The following is a 24,435-nucleotide window of genomic DNA, read 5'->3' as shown; positions in this document are numbered from 1 at the left end:
ACAATAATCTACTACATTTATTTCAATGCAGCTAAAGCCGCATCGTAATTCGGTTCGGTAGTAATCTCGGGAACAAGTTCCTCATAAACCACCTTACCAGCTCCATCGACCACTATCACGCCACGGGCTAATAACCCTTTCAGCGGACCGTCTACCAGAAGCATCCCATACTTATCCTCAAAACATGAACACCGGAACACTGACAATGTAATCACTTTATCAATACCTTCCGTAGTACAGAAACGTCCATGCGCAAAAGGTAAATCTTTAGAAACAGCTAATACCACCGTATCCGGATGCGAAGCGGCTTCTTTATTGAAGCGTCTTACCGATGCCGCACATACACTTGTATCCAAGCTCGGAAAAACATTTATCACCACTTTCTTTCCTTTCAAGTCGCTTAGCGACAATTCGGATAAATCACTTTTTACACCCTTAAAGTCCGGAGCCTCTGTCCCAACTTTTGGCAACTCGCCGTTCGTATGAATCTCGTTACCTTTTAATGTTACTTTTGCCATCTTTGTATGTAAATTAAATAGTCTTACTTTAAGTTGGCTGCGCAAATATAAGCAGCTTTCTGTCGATAAAACAAACGAAAATAAACAATGTTTTTTCATTTAACTCTATTTAACTACTGTTGCAAAATACAGATTACCTATCTTTGACGTCAAAATTAAAAACAGATGGATTGGATTATTATCGGCGGACTTCTTATAATCATCGTGACGCAAATCCTTTTGCGTCCTAAACAGCTAAATAATAATAAAGAAGACCTAGAAAAGTTACTAAACGAGATACAACGCTCGTTCGACCGTATCGAGAAAAACTTTAGGGAGGACTTCCGCCTGAACCGGGAAGAAAGCCGGTTAGTAGCAAAAGATAACCGAGAAGAGCTGGCTCGTTCCATGAATGAGTTCAAGGAAGCCTTCGAACGTGGAATCGATTCTTTTAACAGGTTGCAGAAAGAGAAATTCGCCGCCTTGGACGAACGCCAACAGAGATTAGTGGATAACACGGAAAAAAGGCTGGAAGAGATCCGAGTCACCGTAGACGAGAAACTTCAAAAGACATTGAATGACCGTATCGGGCAATCTTTCCGTTTAGTCACCGAACAATTAGAAAGTGTACAAAAAGGACTGGGCGAGATGCAAACCTTAGCACAGGATGTAGGAGGATTAAAACGGGTACTTAGTAATGTTAAGACCCGGGGAAATATCGGGGAGATCCAACTCAGTATGTTATTGGAGCAGTTATTGGCACCAGAGCAATACGAGGCGAATGTACATACCCGGAAAGGTTCGGATGCGGTCGTTGAATTCGCAGTCAAGCTCCCCGGGCGGGATGATGCCCGAGAATTCGTATACCTTCCCATAGACGCTAAATTCCCGAAAGATGTATACGAACAGCTCCTAGACGCTTACGATGCCGCAGATTCCCAAGCGATCGAGACAGCCGGAAAATTATTGGAGACAACGATCAAGAAGATGGCTAAAGATATTTCGGACAAATATCTGGCACCTCCCGCCACGACCGATTTCGGCATTATGTTCCTGCCGTTCGAGGGCATTTACGCCGAGGTCGTACGCCGTTCCGCTTTATTGGAGGACTTGCAACGAAACTACAAGGTAGTCGTAACAGGTCCCACTACCCTAGCGGCCATACTAAACAGTTTACAAATGGGCTTCCGTACATTGGCGATCCAAAAGCACTCAGGGGAGGTATGGACGATCTTAGGGGCCGTGAAAAAAGAATTCGAGAAAGTAGGCGGTATGCTCGAGAAAGCCCAAAAGAACTTGCAAACCGCCAGCGGGCAAATAGAAGAGGTTTTAGGTACCCGTACCCGTGCCATCCAACGTAAACTCAAAGACGTAGATACGCTTAGCGACCGTGAGGCCCGAGCTATCCTTCCCGAGATCGGAATATTAACTGAAGAAGACGAAAAAGCAGAATCATGAAAAAGAGACAAATACCCCACACTTACGTAATCATTTTTTACATCATCTTATTTTGCGCCGCATTGACATGGATTATCCCCGGTGGGCAATACACGGAAAATATCAGCCCAGATGGAGAGCGGACCGTTGTATATGAATCCGTGGAAAGCGTACCTCAAACATGGGAGGTACTCTCCGCCTTTTATAAAGGATTTGTGGACAAGGCGGATATCATCGTCTTCATCCTCATCATCGGTGGTGCATTCTGGATCGTGAACGACAGTAAGGCATTTGATATCGGGACAGTCAGTTTCCTACGAAAAGCACGCAAAATGGAGAACAACCCCATCCTTCGTAAAATAGGCATAGATAATTTCTTATTGACCGCCATCATGCTACTTTTCAGTATATTCGGGGCCGTATTCGGGATGAGTGAGGAGACCATCGCTTTTTGTCTGGTCTTGGTCCCGATGGCGATATCTATGGGATACGATTCCATAACCGGCGTATGTATGGTTTTTATAGCGGCGGGATTAGGTTTCGCCGGAGCGATTTTAAACCCTTTCACTATCGGTATAGCGCAAGGCTTAGCAGGAATTCCTCTTTTTTCCGGCATCGAGTATCGTATCGTTTGTTGGTGTATTATCAATGTGGTAGGCTTCACATGGATATTGCGTTATGCCGCCAAGGTAAAAAAGAACCCTCAACTATCGCCCGTCTATGAGGATGATCAATATTGGAGAGATTTGCATAGTACCAATTCCTTAGAAATCGTATACAGAACCCCGAAAGCCGCATGGATCAGTTTCGTCCTATTGGCAATCGTACTAGTTATCTTTTCGATCTATTACCCCCAGACATCCTTAAAAATAGGAAATAGCGTAATCAAGGGACTACCCTTAATCCCGATTCTTAGCGTAGCTTTCGTGATCAGCTCGATATTTACCCTACGGAAAACCGTACATTTGTATATATTGAACCTTTTATTCTTCACGATCTTTTTCTTGATAACAGGCGTAATGGGCTATGGGTGGTACATTATGGAAATAGCGACCTTGTTCTTCGCCTTGGGTATAGCGGCGGGAATCGCCAATGGACGCAATCCGAATGAGCTTGTGAAACTTTTCTTGGAAGGTTGCAAGGATATCATGAGCGCCGCCTTGGTTGTCGGCTTAGCTGGAGGTATTATCGTAATCCTGCAAGACGGTAAAGTGATCGATACGATTCTCTTTAACCTAGCGAAAGGGATGGAAGGTTTGGGACAAGTAGCTACGGTCGGGATGATGTACGTTATTCAAACGCTTATCAATTTAGTTATTCCTTCCGGAAGTGCCAAAGCGGCCCTCACCATGCCTATCATGGCCCCATTCTCAGAGTTGATCGGTTTATCCAAGCAAGCCACCGTCATGGCTTTTCAGTTTGGCGATGGCTTCACGAACCTGATAACTCCCACATCTGGTGTTCTGATAGCGGTTCTAGGAGTAAGCCGTATTCCGTATGATAAATGGTTCAAATGGGCATGGAAATTCATCCTTGTCCTAGTGATCCTAGGATTCCTATTATTGATCCCAACGGTATTGATCCCGATGAACGGCTTTTAATCGATATAGCTTTGCGCCTTCCGCAATAGGCTTCCGTGATCCATCACGCCGGAAGAGCGCCATACGATCTCACCTTTCTTAAAGATGATCAAAGTGGGTACGGATTGGATCCTCAACTGTGTGGCAAGTGCCTCGTTCTTATCTACATCAATTTTAAGGACACGCACTTGTCCCGCCAGCTCCTTCCCCAATGCCTCGACCGTCGGACTCAACACCTTACACGGGCCGCACCATGTCGCAAAAAAATCCACCAATACAGGTTTATCCCCTTTAATGATATCGTCAAATGTTTCCATCTTATCTACTTTTTTAATATTTACAATCTGTTTAATCTCAAATACAGGAATCCTGCTTAATAGCCCTTATCCCATCAAAAACAAAATTATGAAATTCTATCTCGAAATCTTCTATATAATAACCGATAGATAACACTCAAAGTTTTCTATAAAAGATCAATAAACAACGATCAAAACAAGCAAAAGAAAAAAACTGGCATCTGATTATAACAAAAAAAGGGAGACTCTTTTAGAATCTCCCTCGTGATCGGGCTGGGATTCGAACCCAGGACCCACAGCTTAGAAGGCTGTTGCTCTATCCAGCTGAGCTACCTGACCATCCTTATTTTCGTGGTGCAAAGGTAAGGATTTTTCTTTTCCTTGCAAACTTTTAGTACACTTTTTTACATATTGAATTTAGAATGGATAACCAACGGCAAAATGCAAGGCGAAATTATCCTTGAAATTAGGACGGGTTATCGCCCAACGCCTAGACTTTTTCTCCTGAGGATTATAAGCCTTGAAGCCTGTATCTAAACGTAGTAGAAAGAAATCAAAGTCCAAACGAAGTCCCAAACCATAGGAAACAGCGATCTCCTTATAAAAACGAGAGAAATCAAAGTTTCCAGCCTTATAGCGTTCATCTGATACATTCCGGGTCCATATGTTTCCGGCATCTATGTAAGCCGCCAATTCAAACTTCCAAAAAAGTTTCGTTCGATATTCCAAGTTCAAATCCAAGCGGATATCCCCCGATTGAAGAGCGAAAGAAGTCGTGCTGTCAACTTCCATACTACCCGGACCTAACTCTCGTACAGACCATCCCCGGACACTATTCGCTCCCCCCGAGAAATAAGCACGCTCAAAAGGTAAATAGTTTGAGTTACCATAAGCCATCCCCACTCCCACTCCTATATGGAAAGCTAACTTGTTACGACTGTCAAGCACGATTCCTTTACTAAAATCGAAATCCAATTTCACATATTGCGCATATTCCGTACCAAACAACTCATAATAACCGTCATCATTTTTCTTCGCCCCCGTAAGATGCGAAAAGGCACTCAACAAATTCCCTGCGACCTCGACCGACGCACGTAGGGAATGCGTGTTTCTCAAACGATTCTGGGGAGAATAATTACTGAAGGAATAAGTATATCCCGAACTCATGATAAAATGGTTCGTATAGTTATACAACACCATATAATCCGGCAAGCTATTGATAAAGTCCATATTCTTATCCGGCAAATACACATAATTCAAGTCTACAAGCTTAAAGGTATGGCGTGCCTGTGTATTGCCCCGATCTTGCCAAATATAACTCCAACCACCAGATAGAATCGCCCTCGTATACTCCGGACGTTTTTGCAGGTTGTAACTTATTTTCGCTTCAGTTGACGCACGTAGCCGCCTACGAAAATCCGAACTCAAGAACGGGAACAAAAAACGAGGAAACAGCAAAGACCCTTCCGCACCTAACTCCCAGTAATTACCAAAGCCATTCGCCTTATTTCCGGATAACGCCTCGTAAGCCCCTCTCACCCTCGCCGAGAACAGCTCCGATCCTCGGAAGATATTCCTATGCTGATAATTCAAGCTGGAGGCAAACCCATAGTCACCCGCCGAGTTAGTACCTTCCAAATCCACTCCCACCGTATTTATCTTCGCGGGAGAAGTGAGAATGTAACAATCCAACTTCATCGTATCCCGCTCCTCTACTTCCGTAAAACGTATATTTACGTTCCTCAAAGCCCTTAGAGAAGCGAACGCCGAATAGGTCTGCTCTATATTCTTCTCACTAAATAATTGCCCCGGCCGAATATAAGTACTCCTCCGGAGCACGCTCGGACGGATACTCTTCCCGTTCCGGCCATATACGATATTCACCCCTGCGCTGAGCATCGTATCTGTAGCCATGAAACTAGCGTCCTCTCCTACCCCCATCGGATTATAATCGGTTAAGACCGTTACATCCTTAATATAATACTGACGATGCGGCTGATCCTCTACCGACCCATTGGGCAACACCTTCCGATAAGGTTTCATGGACATATCAAGATCCACGACATTTTGGTTAAAAGAACTATCAGCGATATATCCTAAATAATCCCGATTAAAACCATAATACCCGTTCCAGCGAAGTAAGGTCGTAATACGCTCCCGCTCCTTGTCCAATATATCCCGGTCAAATAAAGTTCCTTCCTTAACTAATTGGTTATACTCTTCCTGTGAGGACCGGAACGCAGAAGCTAAGGGAGAACGGCGAGGCGCTTTCAGATGTGCCAAACTATCAATTTTCGGATCGGGGAACTTCATCGTGTAATTGCGTATCCTATACGGATCGTTCGCCTTTATATGGTAAGTTACAACCGCTTTCTTATGGCGTGCCGTATCGATCGTCGTTGATACATCCGCATGGACATACCCTTTATTAATGTAAAAACGCTCTAGTTCCATGGCGGACTGTTCCACCAACATCGTATCCAGCACCACGGGAGGCTCACCAATCCTACGTAACTGTTTATTGATCCATTTCTTCTCATTCTTACCAGACCAATCATAGACAAACAACTGCCACTTCATCAGACCAAACACCTTGAAGTTTGGTTGCTGCTTAAGATAAGATTTTAAATCCGCAGACTTATAATCCTTGTTATCCGACACGATCTCCACCTTATCCAGCAAATATTCCCCATCCGGCACAAACTTGGTCGTACTACAAGAGGCTAGCAGTAGTACGATACAGATAAAATAGCATATACGTAGAGATCGATTCATCATTCCAAGCTTTTTACGATCGCGAATGTACTGGAATTTAAAGAATTTACCGTACTTTTGTTTTGTAAAAAGAACTAAGATGCTAAGCAAGACCAAAGTCAAATACATCCATTCTCTGGAATTAAAGAAATTCCGGAATGAAAATAATGTTTTTGTAGCCGAAGGAAATAAATTGGTAGCCGATATGTTACCGGCCTTTGAATGTGAGTTATTAATAGCCAAGCCATCGTGGATGGCTACACAAGGCGATATTCCGGCCAAGGAGTTATTGGTAGCGGAAGAAGATGATATTCGTAAAGCCAGCTTCCTGAAAAATCCCCAAGATGTACTCGCGATCTTTAAACGCCCCAATTGGGATATAACGGAAATAACGCCGGAAAAGGAGCTTGTTCTCGCATTAGACGGAATCCAAGATCCGGGCAACTTAGGTACGATCATCCGGTTAGCGGACTGGTTCGGTATTTCCCATATCGTATGCAGCAAAGATACCGCCGATGTTTTCAGTCCAAAAACCGTACAAGCCACTATGGGTGCGCTCGCCCACGTAAAAATACATTACACCGATCTGGAAACGTTCTTACAGGCCCAATCAGCCCAAGCCATACCTTTATACGGCACCTTCCTTGGCGGAGAAAACTTATATGAGAAAACCTTATCCGGAAACGGTATCTTGATAATGGGTAATGAAGGAAATGGAATACGTCCCGCCATAGAGGCTTTTGTAAACGAAAAATTATATATCCCGAACTATCCGGAAGGAAGAGACACCTCAGAGTCTCTCAATGTGGCCATCGCTACAGCTGTGGTCTGTGCCGAGTTTCGCAGACGCCAAGGGAATCCCGCTTAAACGATATATATGGACTGAACAACCCGGCGTAATCTTTTCGGTTAACGCCGGCCAAGATCCCATCACCTGCTTAAAACCAATCGCCGGTTCCGAGGAAAGAACCGGCACCAGCACTCCATCATAAAAAGCGGTTCCAGCTATCTCCTCATTCAACGGGTAAACACCATGAAACGCACCATTATCATCCAGTTCGATATAATGCATACGATAAACCTGCTTACACCAAACGTAATGAGCGGCAATTCTTCTCATAAGTATAATAAACAAATAGAGAGATTACTTAATAGAATCCTTAGGTAATTCGGCAAGCTCCTTACCATAGTTATATTTCATCAAGCTTAAGCTATCTATATACACCTTATAATAAGTCGTATCCATATTATCCATACGGATATATCCAAACACACGCTTTACTTTCTTAGTTGGTATAGTCTTCAAGATCGTCTCGTGATATCCATCTTTCGTGATCTTACTATTCACAGTCAAGGTCGTATCACCTTGGTCCGCGCTTAAACGTACCTCCGGCTTATAAGCCATTTTGTTATTCAATCCCCAGACACGCACGCCCAGCACGAAACTACTGCCCGAGGAATAATTCGTTTCCGGACGTATATCGAAAGTCACCCCATTAAATACAGAGGTAGGAGACAAGACCAGATAAGAACGGCGAGGCCAAATATCCACAGAATCCCGGTTCGATACCGGCGCAGCGTCCGCCTGCACATCCCCTAAGTTATTGATCCGTTTATTAAGATCGGCCAAGACCCGGTTGTAGACCTCCATATAAATATCCAAGTTACGGCCGTACCACACCAACGAGCTATCATACACCGCCTGTGTAATATCATGCTTACGGAATACAGACTCATACAAGGCAAGCTTCATGGTATCGGATTTATAAGTATTATAATCCACATTTACCATGGCCTCAGCCAGCAACATATCCATCAAAACACCCTGCATCTTTTTCTCCGACAGAATACCATCCGGAACCTTACTACATGCCGCCAGCAACGTCGTGGCTAATAAAGCCATACCATATATCCGTAATTTTCTCCGCATTTATTTCTCTTCTTTCGAAAGGCTAGCCGACAAAGTATGCCGATAAAATATTAACAAAAGGAAAACTCCCACGCAAATCGCCGAGTCCGCCAAATTAAAGATCGGACGGAAGAAAACGAACTCCTGTCCACCCCAGATCGGAACCCAATCCGGGAATACGGTCTCTATCAATGGGAAATAGAACATATCCACCACCTTACCATGCAGCCAAGAGGCATAACCACCTCCCTCCGGCATAAAAGTAGCGAGTTGCCCGAAACTATGGTCGAAGATCACGCCATAGAATATCGAGTCGATTATATTACCCACCGCTCCCGCAAAAACCAAAGATATACAGGCAATAAAACCGAATTTATAATTTTCTTTAACCAGCTTATACAAATAATATCCGATAAACAATACAGCCACGATACGGAATACGGAAAGGAATAATTTCCCAATCACCTCTATACCGAATGCCATACCCGGATTCTCAGTAAAATAGAGATAAAACCACGGAGTTATCTCTATACTCTCATGCAACTGCATGTGGGTCTTAATCCATATTTTCAGCGCTTGGTCAAGAAGAAGGAGCAGTATTATGATTAACACTGCTCCCCAACCTTTAGAATATCTCATTTACTTTGCACCTCCTTGTTTTGCTTCGATACTTAAAGTCGCATGAGGCACAGCACGTAGCCTTTCTTTCGGGATCAATTTACCAGTCTCCCGGCAAATACCGTAGGTCTTATTCTCGATACGGATCAAAGCGGCCTGTAAATTCTGGATGAATTTCATCTGGCGTTGCGCCAAACGGCCCGCCTCTTCCTTCGATAACGTAGAAGCGCCTTCCTCCAGCACCTTGAATGTAGGAGACGTATCAGCCACGTCGTTACCGTCGGAATTCGTAACCCCTGATCGCAAAAGCTCGTAATCCCTCTTCGCGATTTCCAGTTTCTCTAATATAATAGCGCGGAACTCCTCGAGCTCAGCGTCTGAATATCTTGTCTTCTCTGCCATGGTTCTAAAAAAATTTAGGTTCAACAATCGTTCAAATATCAATCAAAAAGAAGAATTAAGAATGAATATAAAATCATATTATTTCTTCTTTGCATGCAAAGATAATATAATTATCGATTTTCCTATATTTCATTCCTAATTCTTCCGCAAGAAATGCTATTCTATTTTTAAGCTTTCTCGATCTTTACGGACAATTTAAAGTCCTCGAAATCGAGTTCCGTAGCGTCGCTGATCGCATTATCCATGATTTCGATAGATTCCGCCAATACTTGGTTAGCGATATAATCCTTATAATCATAGATCGCCTCATCCATCTCCTCGCAAGAAAGAATGGATACATGGATCTTATCCGTTATATCGAAACCGCTGCTCTTACGCAAGTTCTGGATACGATTCACCAACTCACGGGCCAGCCCCTCCTTACGCAAATCCTCGGTTACGGTAATATCCAAAGCGACTGTCAAGCGACCTTCATTAGCGACCAACCAACCCGGGATATCCTCAGAGATGATCTCTACATCTGTACGCTCCAAAACGGCCTCCTGTCCATCTACCATCAAGGTAAACGTTCCGGCTTTCTCGAAAGCGTTGATATCTTCTTGGCTCATCGATTGAATCGTGGCGGCCAACGCCTTCATGATCTTTCCGTAGCGCGGGCCCAACTTCTTAAAGTCCGGTTTGATCTTCTTCACCAAGATACCTGCCGTATTATCCACGAACTTCAGCTCCTTCACGTTCACCTCGTTCAAGATCAGGTTCTTAACAGCCTCGATACTCTCTTGTTGATGAGCGTCTACAACCGGAATCATTACCGTATGCAACGGCTGGCGAACCTTGATATTCACCTTGCGGCGAAGAGCCAATACCATAGAAGAAACATCTTGAGCCATTTGCATACGCTCTTCCAAATTCTTGTCGATCTTAGACTCGTCGTAAACCGGGAAATCGGACAAGTGTACGGACTCAACGTTCTCACGTCCCGTAACAGCGACCAAGTCTAAGAATAACTGATCGGCATAGAACGGAGCGATCGGAGCCATCAACTTAGCCACTGTCTCCAAGCAAGTATATAAAGTCTGGTAAGCGGATAACTTATCCTCCGTCATACCACCACCCCAGAAACGGCGGCGGTTCAAACGCACATACCAGTTACTCAAGTTATCATTTACGAAATCAGAGATAGCACGTCCGGCACGAGTCGGCTCGTAAGCCTCCAAGTAGCCATCCACATCCTTCACCAAGCTGTTCAACAGAGAAAGGATCCAACGGTCAATCTCCGGACGCTTGCTCCATTCCACATCCGGATCGGAGTAGTCGAAGCCATCCACGTTCGCGTACAAAGCGAAGAATGAATACGTATTATATAATGTACCAAAGAACTTACGGCGAACTTCCTCGATACCATCGATATCAAACTTAATATTATCCCATGGAGAAGCGTTCGTGATCATGTACCAACGCAACGGGTCCGAACCATACTTCTCGATCGTAGAGAATGGATCAACAGCGTTGCCCAAGCGTTTAGACATCTTGTTTCCGTTCTTATCCAATACCAGACCATTAGACACGACAGCCTTGTAAGCCACGCTATCAAAAATCATGGTACCCAGAGCGTGCAGGGTAAAGAACCAACCGCGTGTCTGGTCAACACCCTCAGCGATAAAGTCAGCCGGATAGATCTGACGATTATCGAACTCCTTCAAGTTCTCGAACGGATAGTGGATCTGGGCATAAGGCATAGCGCCGGAATCGAACCATACGTCGATCAAGTCTGTCTCACGCTTCATCGGCTTACCAGAAGCGGAAACCAAGATAATATCATCCACATACGGACGGTGCAAATCGATCTTCTCGTAATTCTCCTTCGTATAATCTCCCGGAGCGAAGTCCTTGTAAGGGTTAGACTCCATAAAGCCGGCCTTCACCGATTTCTCGATCTCGCCAAACAACTCTACCACGGAACCGATACACTTCTCCTCGCTACCATCTTCCGTACGCCAGATCGGTAACGGAGTACCCCAATAACGGCTGCGGCTCAAGTTCCAGTCTTGCAAGTTCTCCAGCCATTTGCCGAAACGTCCCGTACCCGTGCTCTGCGGTTTCCAGTTGATCGTATTGTTCAACTCGATCATACGCTCACGGCAAGCGGTCGTACGGATGAACCAGCTATCCAACGGATAATACAATACCGGTTTATCGGTACGCCAGCAATGCGGGTAATTGTGGACATGCTTCTCGATCTTGAACACCCGGTTCTGGGCCTTCAGCATCATGCAGATCTCTATATCTAACGTCTCATCTTTATCCGTCTTCGTATCATCGTAAGCGTTCTTCACGAATTTTCCTTGCCATGGATCATAATCAGAGGCGTTCATACAATTTTGTACAAACTCCGGAGCCAAGTCTTCCAGCTTATAGAACTTACCGGTCATATCCACCATAGGGCGCATATTTCCATCCTTATCCTGCATCATCAAAGGAGGAACCCCGAATGTTTTCGCCACACGGTTATCGTCCGCACCAAACGTCGGTGCGATATGTACGATACCCGTACCATCCTCTGTCGTAACGAAATCACCCGTGATCACACGGAATGCACCTTCACCCGGATTTACCCATGGGATCAATTGCTCATATTTCATACCGGCCAACTCGGAACCCTTCCACTCACCTACTACGCTGAAAGGAACCAGCTTGTCACCCGGTTTGTAATCAGACAAAGAAAGCTCCGCAGCTTTCGGATTGAAATAAGCAGACAATAAATCTTTCGCTATAACAGCAGTCATCGGGATACCCGTGTAAGGATTATAAGTCTGTACAGCCAGATAAGTAATATTCGGGCCTACGCAAAGCGCCGTATTGGAAGGCAACGTCCAAGGAGTCGTTGTCCATGCCAAGAAATAAGGATCGCCGAATTGTGCCATCTCCGGTTTCGGGTCCAATATATGGAACTGTGCCGTACAAGTCGTATCCTTCACGTCACGGTAACAACCCGGTTGGTTCAACTCGTGCGTGCTCAAGCCCGTACCTGCGGCGGGCGAATACGGTTGGATCGTATAGCCTTTATATAAAAGACCTTTCTTATAAAGCTCTTTCAATAGATACCACAAGGTCTCGATATAGCGGTTATCATACGTGATATACGGATTCTCCATATCCACCCAATAACCCATCTTCTGCGTCAGATCCTCCCACTCTTTCGTGAACTTCATCACGTCCTTACGGCAAGCGGCGTTATACTCAGCGACAGAAATCTTCTTACCGATATCTTCCTTCGTGATGCCCAAAGCCTTCTCCACGCCTAACTCGACAGGCAGACCGTGTGTATCCCAACCCGCCTTACGATTCACCAAGAATCCCTTCATGGTTTTATAGCGGCAAAAAATATCCTTAATCGAACGGGCGATAACATGGTGAATACCCGGCATACCGTTTGCGGATGGAGGGCCCTCGTAGAATACGAATGTAGGATGTCCCTCTCTTGTTTCAAGACTCTTATGGAAGATGTCTCCATCCTTCCATTTCTTCAGCACCTCTTTATTTACGTTCGACAAGTCAAACTTAGAATATTCGGTAAATTTCTTACTCATATCGCGATGTATTTATCTTGCTTCTAAAAAATTGCCGCAAAGTTAGTGATTTCTTTCGAATTAGACAATATGGAATTTTCATTAATGAAAGCACGGGTTTCTTCTGCGTGAAACAAATTTTAGTTAAAGCAGAAAAGTAACAGTATCTGATAAAATCCTATTAGGAAACCTACCGGCTCTCTCCTACTTTTGCCCCTGAATTTAAATCTAACACCTACTAATAAAATGAACATTAAGAGTAAATTCGGTTATTTATGTTGCGCCTCCCTATTGACCACTAGTTTATGGGCACAAGACGTATTGATTTCCACGAGGAATACCTCATTATTGCTAGACGCACCTGTCGGCGGAGAGGTAAGATTCATCTACTATGGAGACAAGTTATCCACTTCCGACGCGGCTACCTTGCTCGAGACCGAGCAGAAAACATTTTCCGCTTATCCGGTCTACGGCTTGAATTGCCCCTCCGAAAGCGCATTGTCCGTTACCCATGGCGACGGGAATATGACCCTTCAACTGGAAGTCATAAAAGTAGATACACGAAAAGAGCAAACGGCAGATATCACAACGATCCGATTAAAAGATAAAGTGTATCCTTTTTATATGAATCTCTGTTACAGAACCTATCCGGACGCCGATATCATCGAGACTTGGACAGAGATCACGCATGAGGAGAAAAAAGCGATCACCCTCAATCGTTTCGCTTCCGCTTATCTGCCGATCCGGAAAGGAGACGTATGGGTTTCCCACTTATACGGCTCATGGGCAAACGAGGCTCAATTGGCACAAGAACCGTTACGACCGGGCATCAAGATGATAAAAAACAAGGATGGTATCCGCAACTCCCATACCGCCCACGCCGAAGTGATGATCTCCCTAGACGGAAAACCAAAGGAAAACACCGGTTCCGTTATTGGCGCCGCCCTATGCTATAGCGGTAACTACAAATTATTCTTCGATACGGATGATAGCGACTATCACCATTTCTTTGCGGGAATAAACGAGGAGAACTCGGCTTACACCCTCAAAGCCAAAGAAAGTTTCCGTACACCGGAATTGGCGCTGACTTACAGTAAGGACGGCTTAAGCGGAAGCAGCCGAAATTTCCACGCATGGGCACGCAAACATAAGATAGCGAATGGAGCGACCGCCCGGAAAATCTTACTAAACAGTTGGGAAGGTGTATATTTCGATATCAATCAAGAAGGTATGGACCAAATGATGAGTGATATCCAGTCTATGGGCGGCGAGTTGTTCGTCATGGACGACGGCTGGTTTGGCGATAAATATCCTCGTAATAAAGATAACTCGTCCTTAGGGGATTGGATGGTTGATGCCCGAAAACTACCAAGAGGCATCGAGGGCCTGATCGCCGACGCCAACAAGCATGGTATTAAATTCGGTATCTGGATCGAACCGGAAATGGCCAACACGACAAGTGAATTGTACGAGAAGCATCCGGAATGGGTATTGAAAGCTCCAAACAGGGAAATCGTCCTGGGGCGTGGCGGTACACAGGTCGTTCTTGATCTCTCCAATTCCGAGGTGCAAGACTTCATATTCGGTATCGTCGACAACTTGATGACAACATACCCGGAGATCGATTATATCAAATGGGACGCCAATATGAGCATCCTGAACCATGGCTCCCAATACCTGCCTTCGGATCAGCAAAGCCATATGTATATCGAATATCACGAAGGATTCAAGAAAGTCTGTGAGCGTATCCGAGCCAAATACCCGGATTTAACCCTACAGGCTTGCGCCAGCGGTGGAGGCCGGGCAAATTACGGGGTCATGCCTTACTTCGATGAGTTTTGGGTAAGCGACAATACCGATGCCTTACAGCGTATCTATATGCAATGGGGCACTTCTTATTTTTTCCCGGCTATCGCCATGGCCTCACATATCAGCGCCGCCCCTAACCATCAAACATTCCGGGTCATTCCCCTGAAATATCGGATCGACGTAGCGATGAGCGGCCGTTTGGGCATGGAGATCCAACCCAAGAATATGACAGAAGAAGAGAAAACACTTTGCCGTAAGGCGATCGCCGATTATAAGACGATCCGTCCCGTCGTGCAATTCGGCGATATCTACCGTCTGGTTTCTCCGTACGATCGTTTGGGAGTAGCTTCCTTGATGTACACCTCACCGGAGAAAGACAAAGCCGTATTTTATTGGTGGAAGACCGAGCATTTTGTCAACCAACATTTACCCCGTGTAAAAATGAACGGATTATCCCCAGACAAGAAATACAGAGTCTGCGAACTGAACCGGATCGACAACGAGCCTCTGGCCTTCGAGGGTAAAGCTTTCACCGGGGAATATCTCATGGCGAACGGACTGGAAATCCCTTATAATCACATTGTCGATTATCACAAGCAGAATGATTACTCGAGCCGAGTGCTTTATTTGGAGGAAGTTAAATGATGAATAAATCATTCTCCTTCCAAAGCGATCAATAAGGCGATCACCTCCGAATAATTAGCGGTTCCGGCAGGTATCTTATTGCCTTTCAGGAAAAGATTATAGACCACGTCTTGCGCCTCGCCGATCAGCGGGCTGTATAGGGATTGCCAATAGGCTACTTTCTCGTTATACAAGTCCTTGATCTCGGGGCGTAATCTTTTCTTCCATGCCTCAAAAGAGTCCTTATCCAAAGCCACATATGCGTTGCTCAACACATAAGGCAGCAAAGAGAAGTAACCTGAGAACCGGATTTCCGGCACGGAAGAACTCGTGCATATTAAATAACTGTATAAATTAGCCTCGGCCTCGTTGGATATACTAAGCACATGAGCCATCTCATGGGCGTAAGTGGCGGGATATTGCACGGGCAAGAGCTGGCCGTTCAAATTGAACTCCGTGAAAAACGGCCCCATATATCCCATCACCCCTACTCCACTCATCAACCGGGAGAACAGCATCGTTTTAGGATGAAGATAGGTTCCGGGAGTGGTAAGCCCGAAACGAGTAGGCAATTCCCGATACCCTTCCTGCACCGCCTCTTTCACGACCTCCCGATCGATCGTCTCTATCGGAACCCATGAGGCGTTCAGGGAATCCGTGTAGGCATCCAAGAAGGATTGGAAATGTTCCGAGGAAAAAGGCACATAAGTGGTTTGCGTACGAGTGAAAAAATCTTCCCGGAAATAATTCAATCCCCAAGCGATATAGAACCAGACATACACCCATGCCAGATATTCCACAACATGCCTTATTGTCCTCCCGATCCTCCGCCTCCTTATAATCGCATACGACAGATACCCTAATAATCCGGCGATGCTACCATAAATAAAACAATCCCCTACGGAAAAAGGGAACAAGCAGGAGAAACGAGATAGCATACCCGATACCCATGGATAAATCGAACGGGAATACCATTCGCCTAATCTGGGATTTCCCATCACGATCCATATAGCGACAAGAAAAATCGCCAATATAATCCAACGAACACATATCTTTTTTAGATATTCAAGCTTTACCATAGGAAGGCAAAGATATCATATACTTTTTAGCCCACATTGTTTTAGGATAAAATAAATTATCCGATATTCCCTAAGTTTACGTAAGGAATTGATTTTATAAAAACATCTACAACATCTACCACTTCCTATCAAAACTCTATAAATAAACAGATTGCATATTGGTTGTAGATAAAAAGCATCTACAATTATCAGTATGCATCTACCATATTTTAAGGAGAATCTCAAAAAAAAGAATCATAATTATGGTTCGCTGGTGTCGTGCATCTAGCGCATGTCGATTCCGCAGGTAATAGATGTAGGAAGCGAAGCGAATAAGAGTTTCTCTTAGAGAAAACAAAAGTTTCGTGCTGAAAAAACTTTTGTTTCCCTTAAGGAAAACTAAAGTTTTCCGCTTGCTAAACTTTTGTTTTATACACTAAATGTAGTTTAACGAATTTTGTTGACTACTTTCAGTCTAATATGACCCGGTTTGTACTTAGTAATAAAAAGGTTGTCCCTTTTGTTTTTTATTGATGAAACAAGTTTACTCTACAATTGTTTCTCAGCCAAAATACTTAAGTACCTTATTACGTCCAAATAAATTATGAAAAACTACCGCAGCTTGTTGTCGTCGATTCCCAGATCTTTCCGACGGACTGCTCTCATTTATCATCCCGGGCTATTATATGTGTTTATTGGGAGATTATATCGATAAAATTAGAGATCACATACTCAATATCCTCATCAGAAAGTAAGGTATGTAAAGGAAGAGTAATCTCGTTATGGTATTGATTGTAAGCATTTGAATAATCCGCGATATCAAAGCCTAAGTTCTTATAGGCCGTCATCATAGGTAAAGGTTTATAATGTACATTGCACGCTATCCCACGTTCAGCCATTTTGATAACAATATCATTTCGTTGTTCCAAGGATTTATCCAACAATCTTACCAAATATAAATGTCCGCTGGAGATATGATCACCATCTAAATGATTAAGAGTTTGCACATGATAAGATCTCAGAGACTCGTTATAACGACGGATAATCTCTTGGCGTCTAGCAAGCATCCCGTCATAACGTTCAAATTGAGCCAAACCGATAGCAGCCATGATATCAGTCATATTACATTTATAATAAGGTGCCACGATATCATACTCCCAAGTCCCTAGCTGTGTTTTTGCAAGAGCGTCTTTATTCTGCCCATGCAACGAAAGAAGCTGGAATTGCTTATATAAAGCCTCATTATCCAAACCCGGGATAGTACGCCACGTCAACGCTCCTCCCTCAGCAGTCGTTAAATTCTTTACCGCATGAAAAGAGAAAGATGTAAAGTCAGCCACCTCGCCACACATCCTCCCATGCCATTGAGCACCAAAAGCATGTGCCGCATCTGCCAAAACAATTACTCGGCCAAACAATTTCTGAATCTCATTCGCAGGATTGAATAAATGTCGTTTACTTTCCAGCGACGCATATATCCGATCATAGTCGCATATAACCCCTCCTAGATCCACAGGGATCACTACTTTTGTATTAGGGGTTATAGCTTCCACCAATTTATCATAATCCATCTCGAAAGAATCAGGAGCCGTATCCACCATAACCACCTTAGCACCTACATGACAAGTCACACTAGCGGTAGCGGTATACGTATAAGCACTGGTAATCACCTCATCACCGGGACCAACACCTAATACTCTCAATATAGACTCCATACAAGCTGTAGCGGAATTTAAACATACAGCTTTATCAGTATGGCAGTATTCAGCGATCTTACGCTCAAACTCTTTTGTTTTCGGACCAGTTGTAATCCAACTGGAATAAAGGGCACCCGATACTAAATCAACCTCACTCACTGTTATATCAGGAGGTGAAAAAGGTATTTTTTTCATCTTTATTAAAATTATTTCTCGATCAAATATCCCGTTTCTTTATAATTCTCATTTTAGTCTCATCTCTATTTTAGATGTGACTAAATCAACTTTTCTCTCACACTCTTCAAGATTTTGCCCCTCTACTACTATTTGGGCCAAGCAATGACTTGAATTGGCAAATCTCTTCACCTCTGAACCTGGACGTACAAAGAATGTCAAATCATAAATATAGGAGTCTCTTTCACCTACATATCGTATGTCTTCCAAGACTCCTTCCTGCTCTGGCGAAATTATCATTTTCGACAAACCAGCTTGACCAACTTGACGTTGATTCCATATTTCTACTGGATCAATACCTAAAGCTGCCGCAATCACCATCTTGTAATAATTTAGTCCATAATTAATACTTACAAGTTCAGGTAAGCAATTAGCACCGATTCGTCCTGTTAACTCTAATACATATATTACACCATCTTCTTCGATAAAATCAATATTAACAGCGCAATCATCAAGCCCTATAGCCTTTATGGCTTTTCGAGCCTCTTCTGTCATTTTTTCTCGAAGAACATCTGAACATTCATAAGGAACATAATGTCCTACAGGAACAGCCGTATCTGCTTGGTAAAGTATATCACCATGGGGCATGACGAAAAGAATTTCACCATTAGAGATAAAAGCCTGTGCCCCAAATTCACGCCCTTGTAAGAATTTCTCTATAAGCACATAATCAACCTTAGTGACATTCTTTGCTTTATAAAATCCCTCAAAAGCTTCTTCCTCATTATTAGCTTTATAAATACCTCGGCTACCAGCTAGATCTGTAGCTTTGATAATCACAGGATACCCTCCTATTTTATCTATAGCATCTAATAAATCTTCATCCGAAGATATTTGCTTAAATGCAGCCGTATTTACACCATATTTACTAAATCGAAGTTTCATTTTTGACTTATCATTACAAAGCTCTGCGACTTCCTCTGAATATCCCGGCAATGAGCGTTTATCACATAATCGTCCAAGAGCTTTCAACCCACGATCTAGACAGCAAGTTGCCACACCATCAAATCGTAAATCGGCAGTCTTACTCTCTACCTCATCCGGATCAAGAATATCCATATAACATACCTCATCAGCCAATGGTATACAAGGAGGGTTATTGTTAGGCATTGTCCCTGCAATGCTTATCACTCCCATCTCACGAGCTGCTTTATACAAACCTATTTGACCACGCCCGGCCCCTAATATGAGTAAACGTTTCCTTTGAGCATTCATTATTGATTCTTTTTATTATAGATATTTCTGCGAAATATAACTGTATTAATTGTTGCTAAAATAATTTTTAGATCACCCCAAAAAGAGACATTCCGAGCATAGAAAGCATCCTTCTCTAATTTCTTTTCATTTGAAATAGAATTTCGAAAATAAGCTTGTGAATATCCAGTAATTCCAGGACGTACATCCAAACGTATCTTACGTTTTTCATCATATTCCTCAAAAGAGCGATCTATTGTTACAGGTCTCGGCCCGATAAAACTCATATCCCCAATCAACACATTGAAAAATTGAGGTAATTCATCAATAGAAGTTCTACGTATAAACTTACCCACTTTAGTAACTCTTGGATCATCCGGAGAATTATAAGTTGAATTATCCGAATTACGAATATCTGGAGCATTCATTTTCATCGAACGAAATTTAAACATCTTAAATATCTTTCCATAACGACCACGTCGAGAAGCAAGATAGAATACATCCCCTTTATCCTCCCAATAAATTGCCAAACCTACAAATAAGCCGATAATAACAACAAAAGGAATAGCTAAAAGTGAACCACAAATATCAAATAAACGCTTAAAAAAACTTTTATACATAATTTACACCATTTCAAATTTAATCTTTTTGACAGCTTGCCCACATAATCTTACAGCTTCTTCACGGGTATTACCTTGCGTTATAACATAGCCTACTCGATCAAGTCCATTAGATAGCTCCGGAATAACTTCACCTATTTTCTTCATAAATCCAACCTCAATAACGCCTGAGATACCTCTGGCTTCATCTACACCTTCTACCGACTTAAAAATACCTGGAAGAGGTTGCAGGAAGCGAATAGCCGCACCTTTATCATATTTCTTACATAGATCAGGAGTTTCTCCTAAAGCTATACGTATATTGGCCTCTACCATATTTACCCCTGTTGATAGCGGAACAAGATGTGTTGTAATACATCCTCCACCCAATCTTGCGCCTATCTCCACTATTTTAGGCCCAGTAGACGTAAGTTTTATTTCCGTATGCGAAGGACCATGATTGATACCTAATGCTTTAATCCCTGCTTTTGCAACTTCCGATATCCTCATTTTAATATCTTCCGCAAACATGGAAGGCTGCGTATGTCCCATTTCTACAAAATAGGGCGCACCAGAAGTTAGTTTATCCGTAACTTGAATCACATGGCATACTCCATCAACACTCATTGTCTCTACACTAAACTCATCGCCTTCCATATACTCTTCAAGTAGAACTCGCCCATCCCTACTGTACTTTTTGCTATAATCAAAAGCTTGGATCAAAACCTGTTCTTCCGCTATATCTGTTATAAGTTTCACCCCACGATTCCCCGAATTATCAGCAGGCTTTATTATAAATTTAGTCGTAAAATGTTTGGTCGCCTCCATAAATTCATCAAGCTCACTAACTATATAAAACTCAGGAATAGGAACATCATGCGCCTTAAAACATCTACGCATTTCGGCCTTATTTGTCGCATTAAGAGCCGTTTGAGGGGTAATACCTATTAATCCCAACTCTTCACACACCGCAGCGACCGCTTGCATAGGCATATCGGAAGCAAGCGTCATTATCCCATCTATTTGATAAGTACGAGCAGCCTCTACGATTCGGGGTGTATCTATCGTGCTAATCTGCAATTTCGTTATCCCCTCTTCTTTAAACCCTACAGCATCCGGATCCATGTCTACAGCAATTACATCCAGACCCATTTCTTTAGCCTTCTTTATAGCAGGAAGCTGGAGGAGACTTGCTCCCAAAATCATTATTCTTTTCATCTATTAGAGTAATAAATATAGTATTAAACTTATATGAAGATTTTTAGGGTATATGTATTTTTCTTATTACAGCAAATCACATCTAATCACATATTATTCAGAAAGTTCAAAAATATACGATAATTTTTATCCGCATTATAAAATTCTTCCCAACCTGTCCGAGCGTTATTTCTATACAGCAGATATTCTTTTTCATCCATTTTAAAAAAAAGCATAATCCAACCTGCAAGTTCTTTGGGCTTAAAATCCGAAGACAATAAGATCCCATTTTTATAATTTTCAATAACCTCTTTAGTTCCTCCAACATCTGTTGCTACGCAAGGAATTCCAAAAGACATGGCTTCCATGATAGAAACAGGAACTCCTTCTGATGAACTAACGTTGAGAAACAAATGGTATGGTTTCTTTTGATAAATAGACATCAAAGTTTGATTATCTACATACCCATGAAAATGCCAGTGAATATTTCCATGCAACAATTTTACGGCAAGACACTTAATATCAGACAATAAAAGGCCATCACCATAATGATCCCATCGAACTCGAATATTCTTAATTTGGGCTAATGCCTCCACAATAAGATGTATTCGTTTTATAGGAGAGACCGTAGAACAACTGACAAGTCGAAATTCATCCATTGATTGTGGAAGAATTGCCAGACCTTGATCCATAGTTCCAAGACGAGAAAGTATTACTTTTTCCTTATAGACAGGATATTTTTCCACAAGATAATTAACCCCATCTTGTGCAATCATAATCGTTTTATCAAGATTTTCCAATAAATACTCACGCAAAGGAATATAATGTTCCTGATGTCTTTCTTCATACAAATCGAATCCATGCCCTCTAGCTACAATTTTAAAATTGGGTAATACCTGTTTAATCAGTAATCCAACATAAGGTTGATATTCAAAACGGTATGAATACAAAACCCCACAATCAAGATTATCAAAAGTCACTTTTCTTTTGAACCATTTCTTTATTTTTCCAGCCTCATAATACGAACGACTAAGATAAACAAACAGACGCACCACACGCTGAAAAGACATTCTTTTCTCTTTACCTAGCTTCCACAATTCCTTATAAAGATTAGCATTTCCTAAAACTCTAAGTGAGTTAAATAGATAAACATAGTTAGGTGCTTTTTCAACTGGGAATACTTCAAATTTATCTGAAGGTAATTCTCGTCGAGATTGTAGATCTCTTTTTCTTAACTGCAATGAACAAATATAAATACGATCAAAATACTGTTCATAATATTTCACCTCAGTTTCCAAATATGGTTCACCATTACCATAAGGAAAAAAGTTTGCAAGAAGGATTAGATTTCTCATTTTCAAATTATTATATCAAAAAACATTTACCATCTATCAATAAAACAGTATTATTCAACAATAATATTATTTATATTTCATCATGGACACTAATTTTTCTCTTTCAATCCGAGAGAACAAGACCATAAAAATCAATCCAATCGCAATACTAAATGCACCTATTAAGAAAAAGAACATTTCAATCCATCCAAAAGGACGTATATCAAAAAAAGAACAACTTAGATATATTATACCCATGATACAAATTATAAATACCGAAGGTATAATTACTTCCTTAATATAATCCCCTATTATAAAATCTAACTCCTTATATGCTAACATCATTATTGCTATCAGATTCACAAATTCAATAACAGACATTACTATAAACACACTATACAGAGGTAATTTCAAATGAAGCATAAGCCAAGATACAGGTAAGTTAAATAGCATAATAGACATTTCACATATTTGATAATTTCGCATGCATGCAGCCGATTTAAAAGTCGTGTCAATAGCATCATGCCAACAACGTATGGCCACAAACAATAGAATACATCTTATAAAGGTCGCAGCTCCTTCCGGTTGTTTTCCCAACCAAACTTGCAAAATCTCAGGAATGAATAAAAATAGAGGGAAGCCCAAAACTACGCATATAGCAAATCTCGCTTTAGTCGCTAAAAATTGAAGATTATAAAAACGTTGTTTATCTGTTGAAAAAACCATCATGCTCTGAGGTTGAAAAGCAACAGTTATATCATTCACTAAAGTCTGTAACGCATTTTTCACTTGATAAGAGATTGCACGTGAAGCATTAGCTACTATTCCACCAAATATATTAAGAATAAAATTCACACCTTCACTCGTGAGATAGTACCCCAAATTACCAAAGAAATTCCATCCTGCAAAAGCTGTCATACGTTTAAATAAAACTTTATCTTTTACAAAATGAAATTTCACTGTAGTTTTAAAAGTTTTATAACAATACCCTCCTATCATAAGAATATGTACAATAGTTACACACAAAAGTAATATCGCATAAAATACAACTCTTTGAATCGGACTAAATGACAGAATAAATATTACACAAAGTCGTAAAACAGAATCTATAATAGAAATAACAGCCAACGCATCAAATTTCTCATTCGCCATAGCAAGAGCATCAAAAGGAACTGTAATTATAGAGACTGCTGCCGAAAATATAGTAAAATGAAGTATACATCCTGCAACAATTAGTTTTTCAGAATTCAAATTAAGATTTGGGAGTAATATCGCACCTCCAATCTCTGCTAATAGAATAAAGACAACAGCAATCAGCACATGAATTATCATCCCCATGCAGAAAATTTCATTTTCCCTTGCAATACTCTCTTCCTTATTTACATTTAGAAATCTCTGAACAGATGCAGCAAATGTTGATTTAAGTGACGTAAAAACAAGAATTATACTACCAACAAGTCCATATAATCCAAAATCATCAATTCCCAAATATTGCAGTAATACTCTTGATGAATATAGCGCAATCAACATGGTTACAGCTTTCCTTCCATAAAGCAGTAACGTATTACGAGCAATACGCCTATTGTTTTCAGAAACACTCACAACTATCAAAATTAAAAATTATTTT

Annotated in this window: 18 protein-coding genes and 1 tRNA gene; 4 read left to right on the top strand and 15 right to left on the bottom strand. The window is 42.0% G+C overall.

What is annotated here, in order from left to right; genetic code table 11:
- Positions 1-17: 17 nt before the first annotated feature.
- Positions 18-518, bottom strand: coding sequence for a thiol peroxidase (gene tpx / locus HMPREF0999_RS14955; RefSeq protein ID WP_005865275.1), 501 nt, complete (start codon positions 516-518; stop codon positions 18-20).
- Between the two features lie 165 nt (positions 519-683).
- Between tpx and HMPREF0999_RS14950 the strand changes: the two genes are divergently transcribed.
- Complete coding sequence (locus HMPREF0999_RS14950) at positions 684-1,955, top strand: DNA recombination protein RmuC (RefSeq protein ID WP_005855549.1); 1,272 nt, start codon at positions 684-686, stop codon at positions 1,953-1,955.
- A complete protein-coding gene (locus HMPREF0999_RS14945) occupies positions 1,952-3,535 on the top strand; it encodes a YfcC family protein (RefSeq protein WP_009276285.1) in 1,584 nt (527 codons plus the stop codon). The genes HMPREF0999_RS14950 and HMPREF0999_RS14945 overlap by 4 nt, the downstream gene beginning before the upstream one ends.
- Here the strand turns inward: HMPREF0999_RS14945 and trxA are convergent.
- The 3 genes from trxA to HMPREF0999_RS14930 all read right to left on the bottom strand — a co-directional run bounded on the left by trxA (position 3,532) and on the right by HMPREF0999_RS14930 (position 6,588).
- A complete protein-coding gene (gene trxA, locus HMPREF0999_RS14940) occupies positions 3,532-3,831 on the bottom strand; it encodes a thioredoxin (protein ID WP_005855547.1) in 300 nt (99 codons plus the stop codon). The two genes, HMPREF0999_RS14945 and trxA, sit on opposite strands and share 4 nt — an antisense overlap.
- 244 nt (positions 3,832-4,075) lie before the next feature.
- A tRNA-Arg gene (locus tag HMPREF0999_RS14935) sits at positions 4,076-4,149 on the bottom strand.
- A gap of 78 nt (positions 4,150-4,227) precedes the next feature.
- Positions 4,228-6,588: a BamA/TamA family outer membrane protein gene (locus tag HMPREF0999_RS14930; protein WP_009276284.1), complete on the bottom strand. Its 2,361-nt coding sequence runs from the start codon at positions 6,586-6,588 to the stop codon at positions 4,228-4,230.
- Positions 6,589-6,664: 76 nt separating this feature from the next.
- Between HMPREF0999_RS14930 and HMPREF0999_RS14925 the strand changes: the two genes are divergently transcribed.
- A complete protein-coding gene (locus HMPREF0999_RS14925; RefSeq protein WP_009276283.1) occupies positions 6,665-7,432 on the top strand; it encodes a TrmH family RNA methyltransferase in 768 nt (255 codons plus the stop codon).
- Positions 7,433-7,708: 276 nt separating this feature from the next.
- On the opposite strand, the gene HMPREF0999_RS14920 is transcribed toward HMPREF0999_RS14925, so the two are convergent.
- The 4 genes from HMPREF0999_RS14920 to ileS form a co-directional block, all read right to left on the bottom strand.
- Positions 7,709-8,494: a DUF4296 domain-containing protein gene (locus HMPREF0999_RS14920; protein WP_010184716.1), complete on the bottom strand. Its 786-nt coding sequence runs from the start codon at positions 8,492-8,494 to the stop codon at positions 7,709-7,711.
- On the bottom strand, positions 8,495-9,112 hold the full coding sequence (locus HMPREF0999_RS14915) for a lipoprotein signal peptidase (protein ID WP_005865261.1): 618 nt from the start codon (positions 9,110-9,112) through the stop codon (positions 8,495-8,497). It abuts the gene before it with no gap.
- A complete protein-coding gene (locus tag HMPREF0999_RS14910; protein ID WP_005855535.1) occupies positions 9,113-9,493 on the bottom strand; it encodes a TraR/DksA family transcriptional regulator in 381 nt (126 codons plus the stop codon).
- Positions 9,494-9,660: 167 nt separating this feature from the next.
- Complete coding sequence (gene ileS / locus HMPREF0999_RS14905) at positions 9,661-13,083, bottom strand: isoleucine--tRNA ligase (RefSeq protein ID WP_005855534.1); 3,423 nt, start codon at positions 13,081-13,083, stop codon at positions 9,661-9,663.
- A 225-nt stretch (positions 13,084-13,308) separates the two neighbouring features.
- Between ileS and HMPREF0999_RS14900 the strand changes: the two genes are divergently transcribed.
- On the top strand, positions 13,309-15,516 hold the full coding sequence (locus HMPREF0999_RS14900; RefSeq protein WP_009017640.1) for an alpha-galactosidase: 2,208 nt from the start codon (positions 13,309-13,311) through the stop codon (positions 15,514-15,516).
- A gap of 8 nt (positions 15,517-15,524) precedes the next feature.
- Here the strand turns inward: HMPREF0999_RS14900 and HMPREF0999_RS14895 are convergent, their stop codons facing one another.
- The 7 genes from HMPREF0999_RS14895 to HMPREF0999_RS14865 all read right to left on the bottom strand — a co-directional run bounded on the left by HMPREF0999_RS14895 (position 15,525) and on the right by HMPREF0999_RS14865 (position 24,410).
- Entirely contained in the window at positions 15,525-16,574 is a 1,050-nt protein-coding gene (locus HMPREF0999_RS14895; protein WP_009276281.1) for a DUF3810 domain-containing protein, read from the bottom strand.
- 671 nt (positions 16,575-17,245) lie between these two features.
- On the bottom strand, positions 17,246-18,445 hold the full coding sequence (locus tag HMPREF0999_RS14890; RefSeq protein ID WP_009276280.1) for a DegT/DnrJ/EryC1/StrS family aminotransferase: 1,200 nt from the start codon (positions 18,443-18,445) through the stop codon (positions 17,246-17,248).
- A 48-nt stretch (positions 18,446-18,493) separates the two neighbouring features.
- Positions 18,494-19,699: an acetyl-CoA carboxylase biotin carboxylase subunit family protein gene (locus HMPREF0999_RS14885; protein WP_009276279.1), complete on the bottom strand. Its 1,206-nt coding sequence runs from the start codon at positions 19,697-19,699 to the stop codon at positions 18,494-18,496.
- Positions 19,699-20,298: a sugar transferase gene (locus HMPREF0999_RS14880; RefSeq protein ID WP_009276278.1), complete on the bottom strand. Its 600-nt coding sequence runs from the start codon at positions 20,296-20,298 to the stop codon at positions 19,699-19,701. The genes HMPREF0999_RS14885 and HMPREF0999_RS14880 overlap by 1 nt, the downstream gene beginning before the upstream one ends.
- A gap of 3 nt (positions 20,299-20,301) precedes the next feature.
- Positions 20,302-21,495, bottom strand: coding sequence for an ATP-grasp domain-containing protein (locus tag HMPREF0999_RS14875; RefSeq protein WP_226766751.1), 1,194 nt, complete (start codon positions 21,493-21,495; stop codon positions 20,302-20,304).
- Between the two features lie 86 nt (positions 21,496-21,581).
- A complete protein-coding gene (locus HMPREF0999_RS14870) occupies positions 21,582-22,829 on the bottom strand; it encodes a glycosyltransferase (protein WP_009276276.1) in 1,248 nt (415 codons plus the stop codon).
- 66 nt (positions 22,830-22,895) lie between these two features.
- Complete coding sequence (locus tag HMPREF0999_RS14865) at positions 22,896-24,410, bottom strand: oligosaccharide flippase family protein (RefSeq protein ID WP_009276275.1); 1,515 nt, start codon at positions 24,408-24,410, stop codon at positions 22,896-22,898.
- Positions 24,411-24,435 lie beyond the last annotated feature (25 nt).

This window comes from Parabacteroides sp. D25 (assembly GCF_000307475.1).
In the GTDB taxonomy this organism is placed as follows: domain Bacteria; phylum Bacteroidota; class Bacteroidia; order Bacteroidales; family Tannerellaceae; genus Parabacteroides; species Parabacteroides distasonis.
This window is presented reverse-complemented; position numbering and strand designations above follow the sequence as displayed.

Bases quoted from the DNA above. Each gene is read 5' to 3' on its own strand.
- ileS (WP_005855534.1), bottom strand. From the start codon at position 13,083: ATGAGTAAGAAATTTACCGAATATTCTAAGTTTGACTTGTCGAACGTA.
- trxA (WP_005855547.1), bottom strand. From the start codon at position 3,831: ATGGAAACATTTGACGATATCATTAAAGGGGATAAACCTGTATTGGTG.
- HMPREF0999_RS14890 (WP_009276280.1), bottom strand. From the start codon at position 18,445: ATGAAAAAAATACCTTTTTCACCTCCTGATATAACAGTGAGTGAGGTT.
- HMPREF0999_RS14880 (WP_009276278.1), bottom strand. From the start codon at position 20,298: ATGTATAAAAGTTTTTTTAAGCGTTTATTTGATATTTGTGGTTCACTT.
- HMPREF0999_RS14925 (WP_009276283.1), top strand. From the start codon at position 6,665: ATGCTAAGCAAGACCAAAGTCAAATACATCCATTCTCTGGAATTAAAG.
- HMPREF0999_RS14920 (WP_010184716.1), bottom strand. From the start codon at position 8,494: ATGCGGAGAAAATTACGGATATATGGTATGGCTTTATTAGCCACGACG.
- HMPREF0999_RS14895 (WP_009276281.1), bottom strand. From the start codon at position 16,574: ATGGTAAAGCTTGAATATCTAAAAAAGATATGTGTTCGTTGGATTATA.
- HMPREF0999_RS14930 (WP_009276284.1), bottom strand. From the start codon at position 6,588: ATGATGAATCGATCTCTACGTATATGCTATTTTATCTGTATCGTACTA.
- HMPREF0999_RS14910 (WP_005855535.1), bottom strand. From the start codon at position 9,493: ATGGCAGAGAAGACAAGATATTCAGACGCTGAGCTCGAGGAGTTCCGC.
- tpx (WP_005865275.1), bottom strand. From the start codon at position 518: ATGGCAAAAGTAACATTAAAAGGTAACGAGATTCATACGAACGGCGAG.
- HMPREF0999_RS14945 (WP_009276285.1), top strand. From the start codon at position 1,952: ATGAAAAAGAGACAAATACCCCACACTTACGTAATCATTTTTTACATC.
- HMPREF0999_RS14875 (WP_226766751.1), bottom strand. From the start codon at position 21,495: ATGAAAAGAATAATGATTTTGGGAGCAAGTCTCCTCCAGCTTCCTGCT.
- HMPREF0999_RS14950 (WP_005855549.1), top strand. From the start codon at position 684: ATGGATTGGATTATTATCGGCGGACTTCTTATAATCATCGTGACGCAA.
- HMPREF0999_RS14870 (WP_009276276.1), bottom strand. From the start codon at position 22,829: ATGAGAAATCTAATCCTTCTTGCAAACTTTTTTCCTTATGGTAATGGT.
- HMPREF0999_RS14915 (WP_005865261.1), bottom strand. From the start codon at position 9,112: ATGAGATATTCTAAAGGTTGGGGAGCAGTGTTAATCATAATACTGCTC.
- HMPREF0999_RS14900 (WP_009017640.1), top strand. From the start codon at position 13,309: ATGAACATTAAGAGTAAATTCGGTTATTTATGTTGCGCCTCCCTATTG.
- HMPREF0999_RS14885 (WP_009276279.1), bottom strand. From the start codon at position 19,699: ATGAATGCTCAAAGGAAACGTTTACTCATATTAGGGGCCGGGCGTGGT.